Below are 19,904 nucleotides of genomic sequence, written 5' to 3'. Positions count from 1 at the left end.
ATTACTTGTTATTCTAAATTCAATTGCTCGTATTTAAGCCCGAATACCTCAGCTATTGCTTTATATACCACTTTCCCTTCTACCACATTTAATCCCAAAGCCAGTGCCGGATCTTCTTTGCATGCTTGTTTCCACCCCTTTCCTGCCAGTGCTGTTACATAAGGCAGAGTGGCATTGGTCAGTGCCAATGTAGAAGTGTAAGGCACTGCTCCCGGAATATTGGCTACGGCATAATGTACGATTCCATCAACCACATACGTCGGCTCACTATGGGTAGTGGGGTGCGAAGTTTCGAAACATCCTCCCTGGTCGATAGCTACATCCACTAATACTGTACCCGGTTGCATCATCTTCAGCATACTGCGGGTGATCAGGTGCGGAGCCTTGTCTCCCGGAATCAAGACCGAGCCTATTACAAGGTCTACGTCCGGCAACTCTTTCTTCAGCCTCAGTTCCGAAGCATATAAGGTTTTTACATTTTTTGGCAGTGTTTCACTCAAATAACGAAGACGGGCCAGGTTGATATCTGCAATTGTGACATCTGCTCCCAGTCCGGCTGCCATCTGGGCTGCATTGCTGCCTACGATGCCTCCGCCGAGAATTAATACTTTGGCAGGCTTCACACCCGGTACACCTCCCAGCAGAATACCTTTTCCACCTTGCGGCTTTTCCAGAAAACGGGCGCCTTCCTGTATAGCCATGCGTCCGGCTACCTCACTCATAGGAATCAATAAGGGTAAAGAATGGTCAGCTTTTTCTACCGTTTCGTAAGCAAGGCAAACCGAGCCGTTTTCTATCATGGCAAGAGTCAGTTCTTTATCGGAGGCAAAATGGAAGTAAGTGAACAGCAACTGTCCCTTGCGGATCAGCTTGTATTCCGGTGCGATAGGTTCTTTCACTTTCACTATCATCTGGGCTGCGGCATACGTCTCTTCCATAGTGGGCAGGATCTGCGCTCCTGCGGCTATATATGCCTCGTCCGGAAAACCACTGTTCTCTCCTGCGGTGTGCTGTATGTATACAGTATGTCCGCGTTTCACTAATTCGGCAACTCCCGAGGGCGTCATGCCCACCCGGTTCTCGTTGTTCTTAATCTCCTTAGGTACTCCGATAATCATAACGTTACTCTATTAAGGGTTAAACATGGCACAATGTAAGAAAATTCTGCTTATGTTGTTATCCTTATACGGATGTTTTACAGCAGAATGATAGTAGAGGTGCAGGCACGGCTCTTTCATTTAACAACCGCCTTCCTCCCTTGTCCCCCCCCGCAAAACCTTCCATTCGCACACAGCGATGCGGAAGCAGTGCTTCGTTGTTTCTTTTTTAAGAAAGAATCCGGCTGGCTATTACCGGAGAAGTGTAGTAGATTAACCATTGTCATACAACTCTTTATCCCAGCCCGCATACCCGGGCCGATGAGCCCGCATGCCGGGGCTGAGATAAGGATCCGACCATTTGCACTAAAGAGAGTAAGGGAAATGAAATGCTTTTAGAGAGATGAACGGATAAGAAATTGGATATATCCATTTGTTTTCCAAATAGTTACTACTAAAATGCCCCCTAAAACAGCGGGTGGAAGATGGAAGATGGGGGTGGAAGATAAATGGCATAAAAACCGCATCTTCCACCAATCTATACATCTTACAATCAACGATATGCATTCTAAAAGGTGGAAGATGGAAGATCGAAACGTATTTTTTGTATGAGAGGAAGGCGTGGTGAAAGAGCCGTGGCAGGCAGGAATAAAATCCATCTTTCTGTTTTCTGATATGGCAGGAATAATGTATTTTTGCAAAGATTCCATTTTTAAGCAAACTACATGAAACAGTATATAGTTGCTCTGATGCTTGCCTGCAGCATTCAGGGACATTCACAAGATGTGAAGCAGGCTGCTTTTGTTCCTCCATTTGACTTTACACTGACTCTGAGCGGTAATTTCGGAGAAATTCGTGCCAATCATTTTCATGGCGGTCTTGACTTTAAGACTCAGGGAGTTGTCGGTAAACCGGTGCGCGCGCTGGCCGACGGATACATCTCACGTATTCGTGTCACCAATGGTTCGGGACATGTACTCGATGTGGTATATAATAACGGTTATACAACTATTAACCGGCACTTGAGCGGATTTATGCCGGACATTGCCCGAAGAGTGAAGAAGCTTCAATACGAAAAAGAAGATTGGGAAGTAGAGATTGTTCCCGAACTGGGGGAATATCCGGTAAAGGCGGGACAACAGATAGCCTGGAGCGGTAATACGGGTTATTCATTCGGACCGCACCTGCATCTGGACTTGCTGGAAACCGCTACCGGTGAATCTGTCGATCCGATGCCTTTTTTCAAATCAAAAATAAAAGATACCACTGCTCCCCGGGCTGAGGGCGTTATGTTGTTTCCACAGCCGGGAACCGGAATCGTGCAAGGCAGTTCGGAGCGGCAAACCTTCCAACCCAATGGGACGCGTCCCATCGAGGCATGGGGAGTGATCGGATCGGGTATCAAGGCTTATGATTACATGGACGGTGTTCACAACCGTTACGGTGTGCATACTGTTGTGCTCAAGGTAGATGGAACGGAAGTGTTTCGTAGTGTGGTCGATCGCTTTGCTCCGGATGAGAACCGGATGATAAACTCCTGGACCTACGGGCAATATATGAAATCATTTATTGATCCGGGCAATACGCTGCGTATGCTCCGGGCTTCGAATGATAACCGTGGATTGGTGACCATCAATGAAGAACGGGATTACAAGTTCGAATATGAATTGAAAGACGCTTTTGGCAACACTTCCCGCTATCACTTTACGGTGCGTGGAAAAAAACAGCCGATAAAGCCGTCTGAACATCGGGAGAAGTACTTCTTTGCCTGGGACAAAACGAACTTTTTGCAAGAACCCGGTTTGACCCTTACCGTCCCCCGGGGGATGTTATACGACAATGTGGCTCTCAATTATGAAGTACGTTCCGACAGCGGGGCAATTGCTTACACCTATCAGCTCAATGATGAGAAAGTGCCGTTGCACGGTGGCTGTGAGTTGCGTATCGGGCTTCGTCATCAGCCGGTTGCCGATACAACGAAATATTACGTGGCTCGTGTTACTCCCAAAGGTGGTATGTATAGTGCCGGAGGAACTTACGAGGGTGGATTTATGAAAACCCGTATCCGTGAATTGGGCACTTATACGGTAGGAGTAGATACAGTGCCTCCCGAAATTATTCCGGTGGGCAAGAATGTCTGGGGACGTAATGGGAAAATTGTTTATCGGCTGAAGGACAAAGAAACCGGCATCCGGTCTTATCGTGGCACGATTGATGGAAAATTCGCTCTGTTCGGACGTCCTAACCTGACAAAATCGTATTGGGAGTGTAAACTCGATCCTGAATATGTAAAGAAAGGTGGACGCCATACGGTAGAGATGACCGCTACGGACGATTGCGGGAACGAGACAACGGTTCGTGAAACCTTCGTCTGGTAGCTTTCAAAACCAAATAACCGGAGATTATCCGGGTAAAACAGAATAAGATATTGTATTAATAATTTGTTATATGAAAAGAATCTTTCTCTTTGCCGCTCTCTTGACTGCGGCAGTGGCGGAAACCTTCGCCTGTACTAACTTAATTGTCGGTAAGAATGCTTCTACCGACGGTTCGACCATTGTTTCCTATTCGGCTGACTCGTACGGACTCTTTGGCGAGTTATATCATTATCCCGCAGCTACCTATCCCAAGGGTACGATGATGGATATCCATGAATGGGATACCGGAAAATATCTGGGACAGATTGAGCAGGCGCGTCAGACTTATAATGTGATCGGCAATATGAACGAGTTTCAGGTAACCATTGGTGAAACTACCTTTGGCGGCCGTCCTGAATTGGTAGATACACTGGGCATTATCGATTACGGAAGTTTGATTTACGTAGGACTGCAACGTTCGCGCACTGCCCGTGAAGCCATTAAGGTGATGACTGAGCTGGTTCAGGAATATGGATATTATAGCAGTGGTGAGTCATTTACCATTGCCGATCCTAATGAAATATGGATTATGGAAATGATAGGGAAAGGGCCCGGCATACGGGGAGCCGTCTGGGTAGCTGTTCGTGTGCCCGATGACTGCATCTCGGCACATGCCAACCAGTCTCGTATCCATCAGTTTGATATGAATGACAAGGCAAACTGTATGTACTCCAACGATGTCATTTCCTTTGCCCGTGAAAAAGGATATTTCAACGGAGTGAATAAAGATTTCAGTTTTGCCGATGCTTATGCGCCGCTTGATTTCGGTGCCCGCCGTTTTTGCGAGGCCCGTGTATGGAGCTATTTCAATATGTTTACCGACCAAGGTGAAGCTTATCTGCCTTATATCCAAGGAAAGACCAATGACCCTATGCCTCTGTTCGTAAAGCCGAAACGTAAACTCTCCGTTCAGGATGTAAAGAATGCCATGCGCGACCATTATGAAGGAACCGCCCTCGACATCAGCAATGATTTTGGTGCCGGACCTTATAAAACACCTTACCGCCTCTCTCCGCTGACTTTCAAGGTAGGCGACCAGGAGTATTTCAACGAGCGCCCCATCTCTACACAACAGAGCGGTTTCGTTTTTGTGGCTCAGATGCGTGCCAATCTTCCCGATGCTGTAGGCGGTGTGCTTTGGTTTGGTACGGATGATGCCAACATGACTGTTTTCACTCCCGTATATTGTTGTACTACCAAAGCTCCGGTATGCTATACGCGTGTAGATGGTGCCGATTACATCACCTTCTCCTGGAACTCCGCTTTCTGGATTTTTAACTGGGTGGCCAACATGGTATATCCCCGCTATGATTTGATGATCGGCGATGTGCGTACTACGCAGAACGAACTTGAAACCACCTTCAACGAGGCACAGGAAGGCATTGAAGCAGCTGCTGTTAAGCTGTACGAGAAGAATCCGGAAACGGCTGTGAAGTTTCTGACCAACTATACCGACATGACAGCGCAAAGCACTTTCGATACCTGGAAACGTTTGGGCGAATTTATCATTGTGAAGTACAATGATGGTGTCATCCGCAAGATGAAGGACGGCAAGTTCGAGCGTAATGCCATCGGTCAGCCCGCAGGCGTGGTACGTCCGGGCTATTCAAAGGAATTCCTCGAAGAGTATGTGAAGCAAACAGGAGAACGCTATAAAGTAACCGAATAATTGCTTCCAAAGAGTTTTCTGACTAAAAGATAGGAATTTCAAACTTATTCTTTTACATTTGTATTTTAAATAAACTAATTATTAATCTCTAAAATATAGATAGAACCATGGGGAATGAAGAACTAATCAAACAGGTGACTGAGAAAGCCGAAAAGTGGCTGACCCCGGCGTATGATGCCGAAACTCAGGCTGAAGTGAAACGCATGCTGGAGAACGAAGATAAGACAGAATTGATTGAGGCCTTTTACAAAGATCTCGAGTTTGGTACGGGCGGACTCCGTGGGATCATGGGGGTAGGTACCAATCGTATGAACATCTATACTGTCGGAGCTGCTACCCAGGGACTCTCTAACTATCTGAACGCAAATTTTAAAGATATGAAACAGATTTCGGTTGTAGTCGGATACGATTGCCGTAACAACAGTTCTCTGTTTGCCAAGATCTCTGCGGATATTTTCTCGGCCAATGGCATTAAGGTATATTTGTTCGAAGAGATGCGTCCCACTCCGGAGATGTCTTTTGCCATCCGTCATCTCGGTTGCCAGAGCGGCATTATTCTGACTGCTTCACACAACCCGAAAGAATACAACGGTTATAAGGCTTATTGGGACGACGGTGCGCAAGTACTGGCTCCGCACGATAAGGGCATTATCGACGAAGTGAATAAGATTGCTTCTGCTGCTGATATCAAGTTCCAGGGTAACCCGGATCTGATTCAGATCATCGGAGAAGACATCGATAAGATATATCTGGATATGGTGAAGACTGTTTCTATCGATCCTGAAGCGATCGCCCGCCATAAAGATATGAAGATTGTCTACACTCCGATCCACGGTACAGGTATGATGCTGATTCCACGTGCACTGAAGATGTGGGGATTTGAGAACGTATATACCGTGCCCGAGCAAATGGTTAAGGACGGTAACTTCCCGACAGTTGTATCTCCGAATCCGGAGAATGCGGAAGCTTTGACGATGGCTCTTAATCTGGCTAAAGAAATTGATGCCGACCTTGTAATGGCTTCCGACCCGGATGCCGACCGAGTAGGTATTGCTTGCAAGAACGACAAAGGCGAATGGGTATTGATTAACGGTAACCAGACTTGTCTGATGTATCTTTATTACATCATCACTCAATATAACAAACTGGGCAAAATGACCGGTAATGAATTCTGTGTGAAAACTATCGTTACTACCGAACTGATCAAGAAGATTGCCGATAAGAATCACATTGAGATGCTCGACTGTTATACCGGCTTTAAATGGATCGCCCGTGAAATTCGTTTACGTGAGGGTAAGAAGAAATACATCGGTGGTGGCGAAGAGAGCTACGGTTTTCTGGCCGAAGACTTTGTTCGTGACAAAGATGCTGTTTCTGCTTGCTGCCTGATTGCCGAAGTAGCTGCCTGGGCCAAGGATAACGGAAAGACTCTGTATCAGTTGCTGATGGACATCTACGTTGAATATGGATTCTCTAAAGAATTTACTGTAAACGTTGTGAAACCGGGTAAGAGCGGTGCCGAAGAGATTAAAGCCATGATGGAGAATTTCCGTGCTAATCCTCCGAAAGAGTTGGGTGGCTCGAAAGTGATTCTGTCAAAAGACTATAAAACTCTGAAGCAGACAGATGCAGAAGGTCATGTAAGTGACATCGATATGCCGGAACCATCGAATGTGCTGCAATATTTCACCGCAGATGGTGGTAAAGTGTCTGTTCGTCCGTCAGGAACGGAACCGAAGATCAAATTCTACATCGAAGTGAAAGGCCAGATGGGATGCCGCAACTGCTTTGCCACTGCCGATGCAGAAGCTACTGAAAAAGTGGAAGCTGTGAAGAAATCGTTGGGTATTTAAGGAACTTCTTTAAGTACTCTTTTAACAAATACTTTGGGTAATATAAATGTGTCCATAGTATTTATAGTATTATCGAAATGCCCTGTCCTGAATTGGATGGGGCATTTCTTTTGGGATTATTCTTTTAAAGGGGCTGTGTCAAAACTCTTTTTACCACAGATTACACAGATTATCACAGAATAAGAATGTTGATAATCAATAACTTAAAAATTGCTCTATGTTACTCTGTGTCCTCTGTGGTGAGTTTCGACACACCCTCACAACACTAAAAGATCCGGGCAGACGGAGAACTAGGTGAAACTCACGTCTGTATTTCCCGGATGTATGGTTTTTAGTTAATGCCCAGATTTTTTTTTGCGATAGCCCTTTGCCCTGTGCTTAACTTGTTTCCGTATGCCGCATAGATATACTTTCCGATGGGACTGCTGGCATGTTTTATAATCTGTTCCATCAATAGCCCGGTAAAGCTTTCTTTTATTTCATGGACACTTTTTCCGGAGAAGTCGTGTTCCCTGAACTGATCGATGGCAAGAAGAAATTGCATCATCTCTGTGTTGAGTGCGGTCCCTTCCACTTGGACTACGTCTCCTATTTGCGTGCTGATTTTTCCCGCTTCGACAACGATAGGGAGAGTAACAGGAAAGCGGTCACTGTCATTTTCCTGAATAAATAGTTCCCTGACTTGGGGAGAATTGATTTTTCCCTCAAATGCAAACCGACAGTCAATCACTTGTGTACTGTCATATCGGGTTGTGCTGTGGATAGCATCCTGCAAATAGATTGTTCTGCCTTCCATTTGAGGGTTGGTTACTATGCCGCTGACATAATAGCTACCGTTCTGTCGGGCATGGTTGCATGCTGCCAGAAAGATGGTTCCCAGTATGATTCCTCCTGCTGTTATTCTTTTCATCTTGGTTGTGATGTTCGTTAAGTAAAAAATCACCCCATACATACCCGAAGGTAGGACGGGGTGATTTTTTCGTAATATCTGGACTTATTTAAAATCTAAATCCTAATTTCAAATTGGGTTGTGCAAACAAGTTTATGTTATGGTGTCCCACTTTGTAAGTGGCTACCCCTTTCGGACAAATCTGAATCATGTCGTAGCGATAGGCTACCGGTTGCAGTTCAAATCCGAAAACCAGTCCTTTACCCAGGTTGTATTCGATGCCGGCTACCGCTGCCGCACGTAATCCGAATATTTGTCCGGTTTTGGTCGAAGGGATATATACTTGTAAAGGCAGTGTTTCTGCGTCATTCAAGTCGTCATCGTCAGTTATTGCATCACCGTCGCTTACAGTTTCACCCGTGTTGGGAGACATCGTTTCGATTCGTCCCATTTGCCAGCCTATAAGGCCACCCACATAAAGATTGATACGTTCGTTTTTCGTATTGAAATAATAGTTTGAACCAATGTTTACCATCCAGTTGTTTTTCACCCGTCCTTCTACATATTTGGAAGCGGGGATTTGCATATCGGACACACTATTGTCGCCTTCAATGAAATCCTTTTTCGGGGTGACTCCAATGTTCATGCTGAACATCAGATTAACGTCCCAACGATCGGTCAGGAAATATTTTCCCTGCAAACCGATGATGTTGACCAAGCTATTATTATTCCAACTTCCCAGATTCAGATACATGCCCGGATCTTCAGACTTGTTGCCTGTATCATCGCCCAAGCCAATGCCCGGTGCGTTTCCGGTTCCGTTCCAGTATTTCGGTAACAAGTATTCCATACCATCGGCGAATTGCTGCGAATTGCCTAATGCGACGGATATCTGCCAGTTACCTTTTTCCGGGGCAAACGACGCATCGTCACTGCTGCTGCGTTGTTGCGCCATAAGTGGCGCAACAGTACATGCAGTCAGAAGGATTATGCATAGTTTTTTAATCATACTTTTTTCCTTTAGTTTTTATTTATTCGGCTGAAGTGTCTCCGGTCAGTGTTTTGATAAGCTGATCTTTCATCTCTTTTGCCTTGTTGAATAATACCGTCAATGCTTCGATTTCAAAAGTTTTGGCATCGATTTGAGCTTCTTTAAGTTTGATGGCTGTTGCTTGTTCTTGTTCGTAGCTACCGTCCTGTAGTGCTTTCAGCAAAGCATCGTACATATTCAGTTCAGCTTTTGCCTCTGCCAGAGTACCGCTCTTTACAGTGATGTTGCCACTTTCGTTGTCAACTTCAGAAGGTGCACCTTCGATTTTGGCTATTTCGTCCTTCAGGTATTTAATTGCATCCTCATAAGTGGACAATGGCTGATTATTATCACCAGTCTGAGGCAAAGCCTTTTTCATTGTACCTAAGATGCAATTCAAACCGGCTTTCTGCACTTCCAGACTTGCTTTCTCCGCATCGTACTTCTCTGTAATCTGGTTCAGGGTAATTTGTGCTGTTGCCAGTTTTGTATCTGTTGCGGCGATTGCTTTATCATTGTCGGTACCCATAGCCATTAATTTTGAGTTCAGGTCGGCCCATACAGATACATTGTTGATTTCATCTGTTAAAGCATCGTACTCCTTCTTTGCTCCAAATGTTTTGTCTGCCAGCCCGTTCTGGGTTAGGGCGATTCCGTCAGGATCGAATGTAAACTCTCCTTCTCCGGTGTGTTCGGCTAATGCTTTATTGTAAGCCGCCAACCATTCTGCGTAAACTGCTGTAGTTTGGCGTTCGTTACTGTAGCCGGCGGCTTTGGCTGCTTTGACGAAATCGGCAGCGAGGCCACCTTCAGCTTTAAACAAATCCTCCACACCGAATACGGCATCATAACTTGTTGTTCCGTTATTCTCAATAAGTGCCTTCCATGCGTCCAGTTTGGCTGCATCTTTAGTAATGTCTGTTTCTTCTTTCAGCTTTAGTCCGTCCAAAGTGGTTCTGGCGGTGAGATAAGTTTTGTATTGAGCAATAAATTTGTCTAAAGCAGCTTTTTCTTTAGCTGCATCTCCGGCGGCACTTTCATAATCTTTCTGGTAAGTCTGATAATCTGCGATGATCAAGCTGCGTGCGTCGTGTCCCTCCTGACTGAGATACTTGCCTGCATCTACTGCCTTATAAAAAGCTTCAGATGCTTTTGTCCATGTACCCTCTACCTTGGTCAGCTCTGCTTGGAACGCATCATAGTCAACTTTAGCTTGTGCCTGTGCCAGTTTTGCCTGTGCCTGTTCTTCGCTGGTCTTTACTTTGTCGGTTAATAAAGTAGTGATAGCTTCTAACATGTTTCTTTTCTCCTGCATGGTTTTAGAGAAGCGGAACCCATCAGGAAAATAGTATTTTCCGGTTGCGGGATCTATCTTTATTGCTGGCCTAAAGGAATTGGCAAGGTCATTGTTGTCCAAAGTTTGTTTTTCCAGAATCATTCCGGCAAATCCATCCTGGATGGTAGCAGGAATATCGAAAGTGAATTCACCTTTTGCTTCTTTTGCTTTCTGCACTTCAGCTACCTGTTGTACGGCTGCCTGATAATCGGCGTCGCTTACTTTCGATAAGTCGATAGCATTGATTTTATTGTCAAGATCCGTTTTCTTATCATTAAGTTCTTTGTATTTGGCTTCAAACTGATCCAATGGAATTTCTGCGACAACCTTCAGCTGTGCCAGGTTTTCTTCGATACCTTTTACTTCACCTTTCTGAATGGCAATCTGGTTGGTAACGCCGGCAATCAGTGCTTCCGGATCATAGCTGAATTCTAATAAAGATTTCTGTCTCATCAGGTCAGCCAGTTCTTCCTGAGCATCGCTTAATGTACCGGAGAGTTCGATCAGGCCTTTTACGGTAGTCTCTTCTCCATCTTCTACACTGATTTTCCCCGATTCTTCATCGTAGGTGATCTCTTTAGGAGTATATGCAAAACTTTGCGTGTATAGCAGTTCGTTCAACTTGGTAGCATAGGCATTATCTTTGTAACCAAGTAAAGCCACTTCGATATCGATCATTGCCTTTTCATAAGCGGCCTGTGCTTGTGCAGTCTGAATTTGTAGCTCAAGCATTTTAGCTTTGAATAACTCTGCGCTTTTCTCGGCTTTTTGTTGCCAATAGGCTTTCATCGCTTCTGTTTTGGCTGCTTGAACTTCTGTTTTAAGCTTTTCCTGGGCTACTTTTTCTTCCAGGTAAGCGGCTTTGGCATTGACGATAGCAATTTGTGCCTCTTTGTAAGCCGCTTCAGCAGTTTGTACAGCTGCTTTTGCTTTAATTAATTCTGCTTTCGCTCCGCGAAGTTCTGTGATGCTTGCCGGTTCATCATTATCGATACATCCGGTAAACGTTGTAGTTGCTCCTCCCACTAAGAGTGCAGCTACGAGATAAGTCCATTTTCTCATACCTCTGTTTTTTTAGTGTTAATAAAAATGTTATGTAAGTAAATCAATGTATTCTCTTGCCTATTGCGGCTTTTCCTCTATCTGTGTAATACCTCTATCTACCGTTACTTTATAGGTAACGGGATCGAAGTCCGCTTTTCGATAAGAAGCGTCTTTGAGAGGAGTTTTTAACATTAAATTCCGGTTATATGTAGCATAAAGCATATAGGAGATGGATCATCTCGTTGGGGATTAAAAACGGGATGAGCGAATTGTGCGCATTCATGATACTAATGTAATGTACACCAAAGACTATAGTCGTCTTTTTCTTTTATAAAGGATGATTCAATGACTTATTTTAATAAATAATCGTATTTTATTTGTTTTATTGTGAAAAATGATTTATGTTTGTAGCGCACTTATAGAAGAGTTACCTATAAAGTAATGGTTCAGATAATCAAAGTATTAGTCCTGTGTATGCTTCTTTTGTAAATGATATAATATGAGCATTTGTTTCATCTAATTTCTTAATGTTGAATGGTTTCAAGTAGGTTTCTGTCACTTTGATTGACGAATGTCCCATGGCTTCACTGATGATGCCCGGGTGAATTTCAAGATGGTAAGCTAAGGTAGCCCAGGTGTGTCGTGCGGTGTATGAACTCAGGTTTTTCGAAATTCCCAATAGATGCGCCAATTGTATCAACTGATAGTTAAATGCACGTAAAGCATATTGGTATTCTTGATAATTGATATGGCTTTTTTGCTTTTTGCTCAGAATAGGAAACAAGTAAGGTGAGTCAGGGTCGGTATCCATATATTCCAGAATAATCTCCATAGCTTCGGAAGGAACGGTTACTGTAAGTTGGCGTCCTGTTTTGTGCCGGTGGTAAGTGAGGATATTTCCTTTTAAGTCTCTCTTTTGCAGATAGGCCAAGTCGACAAAGGGAAGTCCGCGTAATAAGAACATAAGTACAAACATCTTGTGGGCACGGCAAATGACTTCTGGATGCTGTGCAGTGTGGTTCATTTGCAGTAAAAGCCCCATTTCTTCTGCTTTGAGAGATCTTTTCACATCGGCTTGGGTTCCAGTATATACAGGTTTGAACAAGCGGGGAGAGTAGGGGGCCAGTTGGCGGTCCACTGCCCGGTTGTAGACAGCGCGTAAGGCCCGCATATAGGTGGAAACGGTATTCCAGCTATTTCCTCTCAGACGGAGATAATGTTCGAATCGTTTTAGTAATGCAGGTGTCATCTGACGAAACAGGATGTTCTTGCTGCCTGTGAAAGCTCCGAATGCATTCAGGCTGGCTTGATAAATATGGGCAGTTCCGAGAAAATTACCTGCTTTTTGTTCGCTGATAATGCTATCCATAAATCGGATAAAATTTTGTTCTTTCATAATACATTTTGTTTTGATGGAGCTGTGTCAAAACTCTTTTCACCGCAGATTATACAGATTATTATAGAATAATAATGTTGATAATCAGTGACTTGGTATTTGTTCAGTGTTACTCTGTATCCTCTGTGGTGAGTTTCGATACACCCTCCGGGTTCCTAGTTTTTCTTTTCCCAAGATATTAATTTTCTTTTGATTAATCATTAACTATTGGTTTACGTAATTAATTGTTTGGTTCCAAATGATTAACTTTAACACATCATTAAAACAAACATTCTGTTAGTATGCTATCTATAAGATAAACAGTTGATATAAACTTGATAATTGCTTGAAACGAACTCTTTGAATGATAAGCAGATTGCTGGAATATCTGTTTGAACTTACCAAATTGATAGCTTCACATTTTTTAGTATTTTGTCTTCTTCGTCTTCTTTTGCTTTCTTTATGGAGCAGAGGCTAATCATTCTTGGCAATATATTGTTCTTACTGCAACATCTAAACTTAAAAACGTATGAAAGATCTTGTGTCCGGCATCCGTTATGATGCCTCTAATGTGATTAGTCAGGCTATAGGGCCAAGTAAAGAATTTTGCATGGGATATTTGAATCCCGGAGTTGCAAGTGGTGAAGGATATATTTCGACAATGAAATTGTCAGTCGGTACAGTCGACGTGAAAGACCTTGATGCAATAACTGAAAAGATTGTAGCAAAGGACCGCTGTGAGAAAAACGACGCATATCTCGGACAAGTCAATTTGATGAAGGCTTCTTCATTTTGTGGACAAAATGGAGCTATCTGGGGATTTGACCTGGCAATGCACGATGACATTGCCAAAAGAAAGGAGATGCCTATCTATATGCAGGCACAGCCTGAAGGGGTAGACGTTCCTGTTTATAATATCCGTCCGTTGCTGGAGGCAACCGAACGTTTGTTCGGCCGTGCCAAAGAGCGTCGTTTTCCCATACTCCCCGGAGCTTATGTGCCGGGAGGAAGCCGAAAGGTTGTAGCATGCGGTCCCACATGGGTGTGGTCTGTGATCGGACTGGCTATTTTGAAAAACCGTAGTAAAGGAGCCTGCCTGTTTGTGAAAGACGCCGGAACTTACGGGGATGATTCGACAACGGAAGGCGAAGCAATTGGTTTTTTGGAAGGGATACTCCGGAAAGCCACCAACAGCATTGTACTTTGCGGACAGGATCAGGATGTAATTTACGACCGTATTTATATTGGTTATAAATATACGTTTGTAGAACCCGATCAGGTTGGTTGTGCTTTGTCGTGCACTCCTGCTGTCTATTTGGCCCAGAATGCTGTCCCTGCCGATATGAAACCGGCTGATCTTTGCCAGATGACCATCAGTGACTGGGAAGAGAAGTTAGGGCTGGAAGAGCTGACTATTTTTGAATAGAAGTTTGACGGTAAAACACAGGCTACGAATAGGTACACAGGTTTATGATGCTGAGAACGGATTTCTTTTCTATCCGTTCCTGGTTGTTCGTTTGTGGTGGGTGTACCTTTCGTAGCTTGTCTTTTTTTTTACTGTTGTGCTATCCACCAGTCAATCATCTTACGTGCCAGACTTAGCTTCCGCGGAAGTTCCGGCAGATTATTTTTTGTATAGAAATTCCCGGAACTGAGTTCGTCATCCTGCAAGCGAATGCTGCCCCCGGCATAATCGGCAATAAAACCTACCATGAGTCCGCTCGGATAGGGCCAGGGCTGATTTCCAAAATACTGAATGTTCTTCACATCCAGTCCGGTTTCTTCTTTAACTTCCCTTTCCACACATTCCTCCAAGGTTTCTCCGGTTTCAAGGAAGCCGGCCACCAAGCTATTGAATGTACCTTTAAAGTTGCGGGCATGTACCAGTAACAAAGAATCTTCTTTGCGTACCAATACCAGAATTGCCGTTGAAATGGCGGGATAGACTTCTTTACCGCAATCCGGACACTTTTTCATAATAGGCTCTTTCTGTACCAGTGGAGTTCCACATGTGGGGCAAAAGCGGTTGCTACGGTCCCAGTACAGGATTTCGTGAGCTTTACCTGCTGCTTGATAGTGTTCGAGCGGCAGGTAATCATAAGAAGCGCGCAACCCCATTTGTACATATTCCGGTGTTTCTGTGATCGGAGAATCTATGTAGAAACTTTTGCCGGATATGCCATCGGGCGTAGTTAGGGTGTGTACGGTTGTTCCTTCCGGTATGGCGATGGGGGCGCTTTCTCCTGAAGGGATGGAGAAAGCGTTGTTTTTCTTTTCCAGTAATAACTGATCTTGGTAGAAGATGAACCATCGGTTGTTTTTTGTATGTGTCATTTTGGATAATTCTTTTTTAACCGGTACAAAATTATAAAAAGATACTCTCTTTCATGCCGGTCTCCTTTATAAAATATTCATCATGTGATACCAGCAGTACACTACCTGTATAATTCCGGATGGTGGCGGTGATGATCTCGATGCTGTGTATGTCCAGATTATTGGTGGGTTCATCCAGGATAAAGAGGTCAGGGGTGTTATTGCTGATCATCAGGCAACAGAAAGCGAGCCGCATTTTTTCACCTCCACTAAGCTGTTTGCAAGGTTTGTCCCAACTTGCCACCGGGAAGAGAAAGCGATTCAATATGATCTTTATTTCGTGTTCCGGCAGGGCACGTACATTGAATGATTCTGCTTGTTGAAGCACCGTCAGCTGATTGCAGATGATGGAATATTCCTGATTGAGATAGATGTAACTGAACGCGGTGCGCTCCAGTGTGCCCGAAGCAGGCAATAGTTCTCCGGTGACCAGTTTTAATAAGGTAGTTTTACCACTCCCGTTGTCTCCTTCGATACGTATCCGGTCACCGCTTTTCAGTTGGAAACTTAGGGGAGCCTTCCATAAAAACGAAATTTCATAAGTGAAGTTTATATCACGGGCAGTCAGTAATATTTTTCCCGGATGTAAAGCAGAAGCATTGAAATCGGTTTTAAGCAGTGACACTTCGCCCAACCTGTTGCGTATCTGACTTCGTTCGGCGACAAGTTTTTCCGATTTGTCCCGGTGGATGTCCGCCAGTTTGGTGGTACTTTTTTCTGCCCGGTCTTTCAGGGTATTGATGGCCATACGGGAAATGCCTTTTTGAGGAGCCGCTTTTTCGCTCCGTACATTCTGCTTGTCTTTCCGCTCGGCAACCTCACGTGCAAGCTTCCGTACTTGCCGGAGTTCTTTCTCCTTTTCATTCAGTTGTTGTTGCAAAGCACTTAGCAGAAGCTCTTTCTGCTGTTTGTAGAATTCATAGTTTCCTCCGTAAAACACAAGTGCGCTACGGCTCAGTTCGCAGGTTTCGGGAAGCAGATTGAGCAGAGTGCGGTCGTGGCTGACTACAATCAGCGTAGAACGGCATTTCTTCACCCATTCATACAGTTTGTTGCGTCCTTGGCTGTCGAGGTGATTGGTCGGTTCATCCATCAATATCACGGAAGTTTCCTGCAGTTCGATGCCTGTTAGGAATACGCGTGTCTTTTCTCCGCCACTCAATGTATGCATGGGCTGGTCAAGAGACATGGTTCCGAGCCCCCATCCATTGAGAGCTGCTGTGGCTTTTTCTTCAATGTTCCAGTCGTCATCGAGGATATTGAAGTTGACGATGGAAGTATCTCCATCCAAAATGGCATGGAGGGCTTTTCGTTTTCCGTCTATCCCGAGGGCTTCGGCAATGCTCATTTTATCATATTGTCCGAAGTGCTGGGGCACATAATAAGGGGCGGATGGACGGAGTACGGTTCCCGAACATGGTTGCAGTTGTCCGGATATGATTTGTAGCAATGTTGACTTGCCACAACCATTATTGCCGATTAGAGCCAATTGCTGTCCTTTGCTGACAGAGAAACTGAGATTTTGAAAAAGAACTTCTTTATCGGGATGGATATAGGTGATTTGTTGTACTTGGATACACATACTTGTCTATTGGTTTGAAAGTAAATATTTGCTGTTGATGATAGCAGGTAGGGGAGAGACAAACACAATAGGGGTTAAACAACACGGATTCGTGATGCTTAACAGTACATGAAAAGAAGCATTTGGGAAAAGTGATGTTTACCGGAAGGTGTTGTCTTACTTAGATATTCTCATGGCCATATGTATGAAATTAGATCGCAAAGATAGAAGATATTCCGGCAATTACAAAAAGAGAGGGGAGAAATCTGAAACTTCTCCCCTCTTCTCGTTAAACTAATCTATTGAAAACAATTCATTCAGTCCTTCGCCCATACTTGGATGTGTAAAGATGAAATCGCGAAGGAAGGTATAATGTTGTCCGGTCTTCATCGCCATGTTTACTATGTTAATGACTTCGGAAGATTCGGCACAGAACAGCGTGCAGCCCATGATGCGTCCCGAATGGCTGTCGACGATGGCTTTCAGTATGCCGTCAGTCTGTTGCAGCGTGCGTGCACGCGGCAGTGCAGAGGCCGGAAGGCGTGACACCTTGAAGGAATATCCCCGTTTGATGGCTTCTTCCTCGGTCAGTCCGACGTGTGAGAGAGGCGGGTCTATAAATACCGAGTATGCCACCGGATTGCGGTCGTCGGCCGTGCGTTCTTTGTTGCCGAAAAGGTCGTCCCGGATAATCCGGTAATCATCCAGCGAAATATAAGTAAACTGCAACCCGCCTTTTACATCACCCATTGCCCAAATGTTTGGGGAGGTGGTATGCAGGTAACCGTTTACAACAATAGCCCCGTGGCTATCCACTTCTACTCCGGCTGCCTGAAGATTCAGTCCCTCAATCATTGGCTTGCGTCCCGTAGCTACCAGGATGGCATCACCTTCTATGTCAGAAGATGTACCGCCGGCGGTATCCGTATAAGTCAGGATTACACCGTCCGTTGTATCGCGGATGGATTGTGCACGGGCGTTGAGGCGGATTTCTATTCCTTTCTTTTCGAGTGCCTCTTTTACAGCGTTTGCTATATCGCGGTCTTCGCGGGCAATAAATTTGTCACCTCCTTCGAGCACGGTCACTTTGCTTCCGAAGCTTGCATACATGGAAGCAAACTCCAGTCCGATATAACCTCCGCCCACGATAATCAGATGTCGGGGCAATACATCCAGTTCCATCAATGATGTGCTGGTATATACCCGTTTGCTGTCTTTCAGCCCGTCTATTGCCGGTATAATGCTGGTTGATCCGGTATTAATGAAAATCTTTTTTCCCTGAAGTTCGATCACTTCGTCGGGAAGGGTTACTTTCACCACATCTTTTGAAACGAACGATGCCATTCCGGTGTAAATGGTTACATTGGGGAGACTGCTCAGTTTGTCGAACATATTAGCCCTTGAAGCTGCTGTCATTTCGTTTTTCCGTGCGATGGCGGCTTTATAAGCTTCGGCCTGCTTTTCGTAACTGGTTGGGTAGAGCCAACTCACCTTTTCAGCTTCATGGATAAGGCGTTTGGTAGGCACACAGGCTATATTGGGGCAAGTACCTCCATACATCATGGCAGAGCGTTCAATCAGTGCGACTTTCCAGCCGCGTTTGGCTAATTCGGCGGTCAGCGTCTTGCCGCCCTTGCCGAAACCGATAATAATGGCATCATATTGTTTCATAATTCTTATACTTTAGAAGGATGTATCTTTAATGTCAGTTTATAACATTCCGTAACCCTTATTTGTTCCGTTTTTCCCAGTCGGCTTTTTTGAGGGAGTTCAGTACACGCTGCGATGAATCGGAAAGCAGGGTAACGGCACTTGCCAGAATTACGATATCTTTAATTACCAGACGTCCGGCACCGGATAGGAGCGGGAAGCCATATTCTCCGCTTCCCAGGTTCGGAACCCAGACTTCGGGAGTGGTCACCAGGAAGGAGAGTGTACCGAGTGTCATGATGATGGCCAGTGTGTCGCCGATAAGCGCCACTTTGGGGAAGAAGATGCCTAAGAATACCAGGATACCGATGGACATAATCAAAGCTCCCAATCCATAAGAGAACGTGTAGGTTCTGTTCGCTTCGTGCCATTCGCGGTTGGCCGGAACATAAGCACCTTCCGGATTTTTGTGTTCCTTATATTCGGGGGCATCTTTGGCGTAGAAGAAACTCATAAACGGACTGTTGGCTACAAATGGTACAATGCCGTCGGCCTCGTAATGAAAATACTTCAGTCCGCCGATCCAAACGAAAACAACGAGGATGGCTACGCGGATAAATTTCAGTCCGAAACCTTTCAGACCGGATGCTACTGTGAGCAGAGTGATAAATTTCTCTTTCATGCTATTTCTTTTTATGGGTTTAACTTTCTGATGCAAAGATCCGGTTTTTCCCATCGGCGGGAAATAGCAATATCGCCGGATGAATTGTCAATTCTTCCCTTCTACCGAATTTCGGTATTGCACAGGGCTTTCTCCGGTCATGTTTTTGAAGAAACGGCTGAAAGAGGACTGGTCCTCAAATCCCAGAATATCAGCAATCTCTTTCGAACTTTTGTTACTGTATAAAAGGAGTCGTTTGGCTTCTGCTTCCACCCGTTCATGGATGACGCGCAGGGGCGAAGGCAGTTTACAGGAAGAAAAGATGTTCGAGAGTGTTTTGGGTGATTTATGCAGCATGTCGGCATAATCCTGCACTTGCTTTTTAGTCCGGAAGTGTTCGTCTACCAGATTATAGTATTGGCGGATGATCTCGAAGCTGTATTCCTTCTCCTGGGTGATATTCAGTCTTTGCCGGGCGATGCGTGTACTCTGGATGATGAAACGTTTAAGCAGGATGCGGAGCATCTCTTCCTGTAGATTGTCCGATACGGTGAATTCGCGGTCCAGCAAACCCACTACATCTTCCATCGACCGCCGTTCCGATTCGTTGAGCATAAATCTCACCACGTGCGAAGAACCGTTGAACAGAAATCCACTGCACGACACTTCATGGTCATTGCCGTAAATACAATAGAAGTTGCTGTTGAACAGCACCGTCAGATACTCTCCATCGATGGACAGGAACTCCAGATGCTGGAGATTGGAGAGGGAGATCACCTCGTTTTCGGCCAGTGTCACTTCCTGATGGTCTATCTCCAGGGTAATGCTTCCTTGGCGTACCCATATGAATTTATACAAACTCTTTTCTTTCTGCAAGTTCTTTTCGGTATGATAGCTTGTGGTCAATGCAAGCATACCTTTCAGTTTTGTCTGGTAAGTTCTTATCATA

At 44.8% G+C, this 19,904-nt stretch carries 14 protein-coding genes; 4 read left to right on the top strand and 10 right to left on the bottom strand.

From position 1 onward, the window contains the following. Positions 1–8: 8 nt before the first annotated feature. Positions 9–1,118 (bottom strand): alanine dehydrogenase, encoded by a 1,110-nt coding sequence (gene ald, locus KO473_RS03760; protein WP_005809488.1) that lies wholly within the window; start codon positions 1,116–1,118, stop codon positions 9–11. 704 nt (positions 1,119–1,822) lie between these two features. Here ald and KO473_RS03755 point away from each other — a divergent pair. The 3 genes from KO473_RS03755 to KO473_RS03745 all read left to right on the top strand — a co-directional run bounded on the left by KO473_RS03755 (position 1,823) and on the right by KO473_RS03745 (position 7,036). Next, positions 1,823–3,475, top strand: coding sequence for a M23 family metallopeptidase (locus tag KO473_RS03755; protein WP_005819126.1), 1,653 nt, complete (start codon positions 1,823–1,825; stop codon positions 3,473–3,475). A 70-nt stretch (positions 3,476–3,545) separates the two neighbouring features. After that, positions 3,546–5,183, top strand: coding sequence for a C69 family dipeptidase (locus KO473_RS03750; RefSeq protein WP_005776242.1), 1,638 nt, complete (start codon positions 3,546–3,548; stop codon positions 5,181–5,183). Between the two features lie 107 nt (positions 5,184–5,290). After that, positions 5,291–7,036, top strand: coding sequence for a phospho-sugar mutase (locus tag KO473_RS03745; protein WP_005819128.1), 1,746 nt, complete (start codon positions 5,291–5,293; stop codon positions 7,034–7,036). Between the two features lie 331 nt (positions 7,037–7,367). On the opposite strand, the gene KO473_RS03740 is transcribed toward KO473_RS03745, so the two are convergent. From KO473_RS03740 to KO473_RS03725, 4 genes are all read right to left on the bottom strand, one after another. Next, positions 7,368–7,946, bottom strand: coding sequence for a DUF4369 domain-containing protein (locus tag KO473_RS03740; protein ID WP_032536892.1), 579 nt, complete (start codon positions 7,944–7,946; stop codon positions 7,368–7,370). A gap of 88 nt (positions 7,947–8,034) precedes the next feature. Beyond that, on the bottom strand, positions 8,035–8,934 hold the full coding sequence (locus KO473_RS03735) for a BT1926 family outer membrane beta-barrel protein (RefSeq protein WP_005819132.1): 900 nt from the start codon (positions 8,932–8,934) through the stop codon (positions 8,035–8,037). 22 nt (positions 8,935–8,956) lie between these two features. Further along, positions 8,957–11,353 (bottom strand): hypothetical protein, encoded by a 2,397-nt coding sequence (locus KO473_RS03730; protein ID WP_005819133.1) that lies wholly within the window; start codon positions 11,351–11,353, stop codon positions 8,957–8,959. Between the two features lie 436 nt (positions 11,354–11,789). Continuing rightward, complete coding sequence (locus KO473_RS03725; protein ID WP_032537350.1) at positions 11,790–12,731, bottom strand: site-specific integrase; 942 nt, start codon at positions 12,729–12,731, stop codon at positions 11,790–11,792. Positions 12,732–13,239: 508 nt separating this feature from the next. Between KO473_RS03725 and KO473_RS03720 the strand changes: the two genes are divergently transcribed. After that, a complete protein-coding gene (locus KO473_RS03720; protein WP_005809470.1) occupies positions 13,240–14,136 on the top strand; it encodes a histidine decarboxylase, pyruvoyl type in 897 nt (298 codons plus the stop codon). Positions 14,137–14,264: 128 nt separating this feature from the next. Here the strand turns inward: KO473_RS03720 and nudC are convergent, their stop codons facing one another. From nudC to KO473_RS03695, 5 genes are all read right to left on the bottom strand, one after another. Next, entirely contained in the window at positions 14,265–15,044 is a 780-nt protein-coding gene (gene nudC / locus KO473_RS03715; protein WP_005819135.1) for an NAD(+) diphosphatase, read from the bottom strand. Positions 15,045–15,075: 31 nt separating this feature from the next. After that, a complete protein-coding gene (locus tag KO473_RS03710; protein ID WP_122130557.1) occupies positions 15,076–16,665 on the bottom strand; it encodes an ABC-F family ATP-binding cassette domain-containing protein in 1,590 nt (529 codons plus the stop codon). A gap of 273 nt (positions 16,666–16,938) precedes the next feature. Continuing rightward, positions 16,939–18,315 (bottom strand): FAD-dependent oxidoreductase, encoded by a 1,377-nt coding sequence (locus tag KO473_RS03705; protein WP_005819138.1) that lies wholly within the window; start codon positions 18,313–18,315, stop codon positions 16,939–16,941. Positions 18,316–18,373: 58 nt separating this feature from the next. Then, entirely contained in the window at positions 18,374–18,976 is a 603-nt protein-coding gene (locus KO473_RS03700; RefSeq protein ID WP_005809464.1) for a DUF417 family protein, read from the bottom strand. An 87-nt stretch (positions 18,977–19,063) separates the two neighbouring features. Further along, complete coding sequence (locus KO473_RS03695) at positions 19,064–19,903, bottom strand: AraC family transcriptional regulator (protein WP_005776259.1); 840 nt, start codon at positions 19,901–19,903, stop codon at positions 19,064–19,066. Position 19,904 lies beyond the last annotated feature (1 nt).

The organism is Bacteroides sp. HF-4919 (assembly GCF_018860125.1).
The sequence above is the reverse complement of the archived record's forward strand: the minus strand, read 5'-3'. Positions and strand labels throughout refer to the sequence as shown.

Coding starts and splice junctions, on each gene's coding strand:
- ald (WP_005809488.1), bottom strand. CDS start 1,118: ATGATTATCGGAGTACCTAAGGAGATTAAGAACAACGAGAACCGGGTG.
- KO473_RS03755 (WP_005819126.1), top strand. CDS start 1,823: ATGAAACAGTATATAGTTGCTCTGATGCTTGCCTGCAGCATTCAGGGA.
- KO473_RS03750 (WP_005776242.1), top strand. CDS start 3,546: ATGAAAAGAATCTTTCTCTTTGCCGCTCTCTTGACTGCGGCAGTGGCG.
- KO473_RS03745 (WP_005819128.1), top strand. CDS start 5,291: ATGGGGAATGAAGAACTAATCAAACAGGTGACTGAGAAAGCCGAAAAG.
- KO473_RS03740 (WP_032536892.1), bottom strand. CDS start 7,946: ATGAAAAGAATAACAGCAGGAGGAATCATACTGGGAACCATCTTTCTG.
- KO473_RS03735 (WP_005819132.1), bottom strand. CDS start 8,934: ATGATTAAAAAACTATGCATAATCCTTCTGACTGCATGTACTGTTGCG.
- KO473_RS03730 (WP_005819133.1), bottom strand. CDS start 11,353: ATGAGAAAATGGACTTATCTCGTAGCTGCACTCTTAGTGGGAGGAGCA.
- KO473_RS03725 (WP_032537350.1), bottom strand. CDS start 12,731: ATGAAAGAACAAAATTTTATCCGATTTATGGATAGCATTATCAGCGAA.
- KO473_RS03720 (WP_005809470.1), top strand. CDS start 13,240: ATGAAAGATCTTGTGTCCGGCATCCGTTATGATGCCTCTAATGTGATT.
- nudC (WP_005819135.1), bottom strand. CDS start 15,044: ATGACACATACAAAAAACAACCGATGGTTCATCTTCTACCAAGATCAG.
- KO473_RS03710 (WP_122130557.1), bottom strand. CDS start 16,665: ATGTGTATCCAAGTACAACAAATCACCTATATCCATCCCGATAAAGAA.
- KO473_RS03705 (WP_005819138.1), bottom strand. CDS start 18,315: ATGAAACAATATGATGCCATTATTATCGGTTTCGGCAAGGGCGGCAAG.
- KO473_RS03700 (WP_005809464.1), bottom strand. CDS start 18,976: ATGAAAGAGAAATTTATCACTCTGCTCACAGTAGCATCCGGTCTGAAA.
- KO473_RS03695 (WP_005776259.1), bottom strand. CDS start 19,903: ATGATAAGAACTTACCAGACAAAACTGAAAGGTATGCTTGCATTGACC.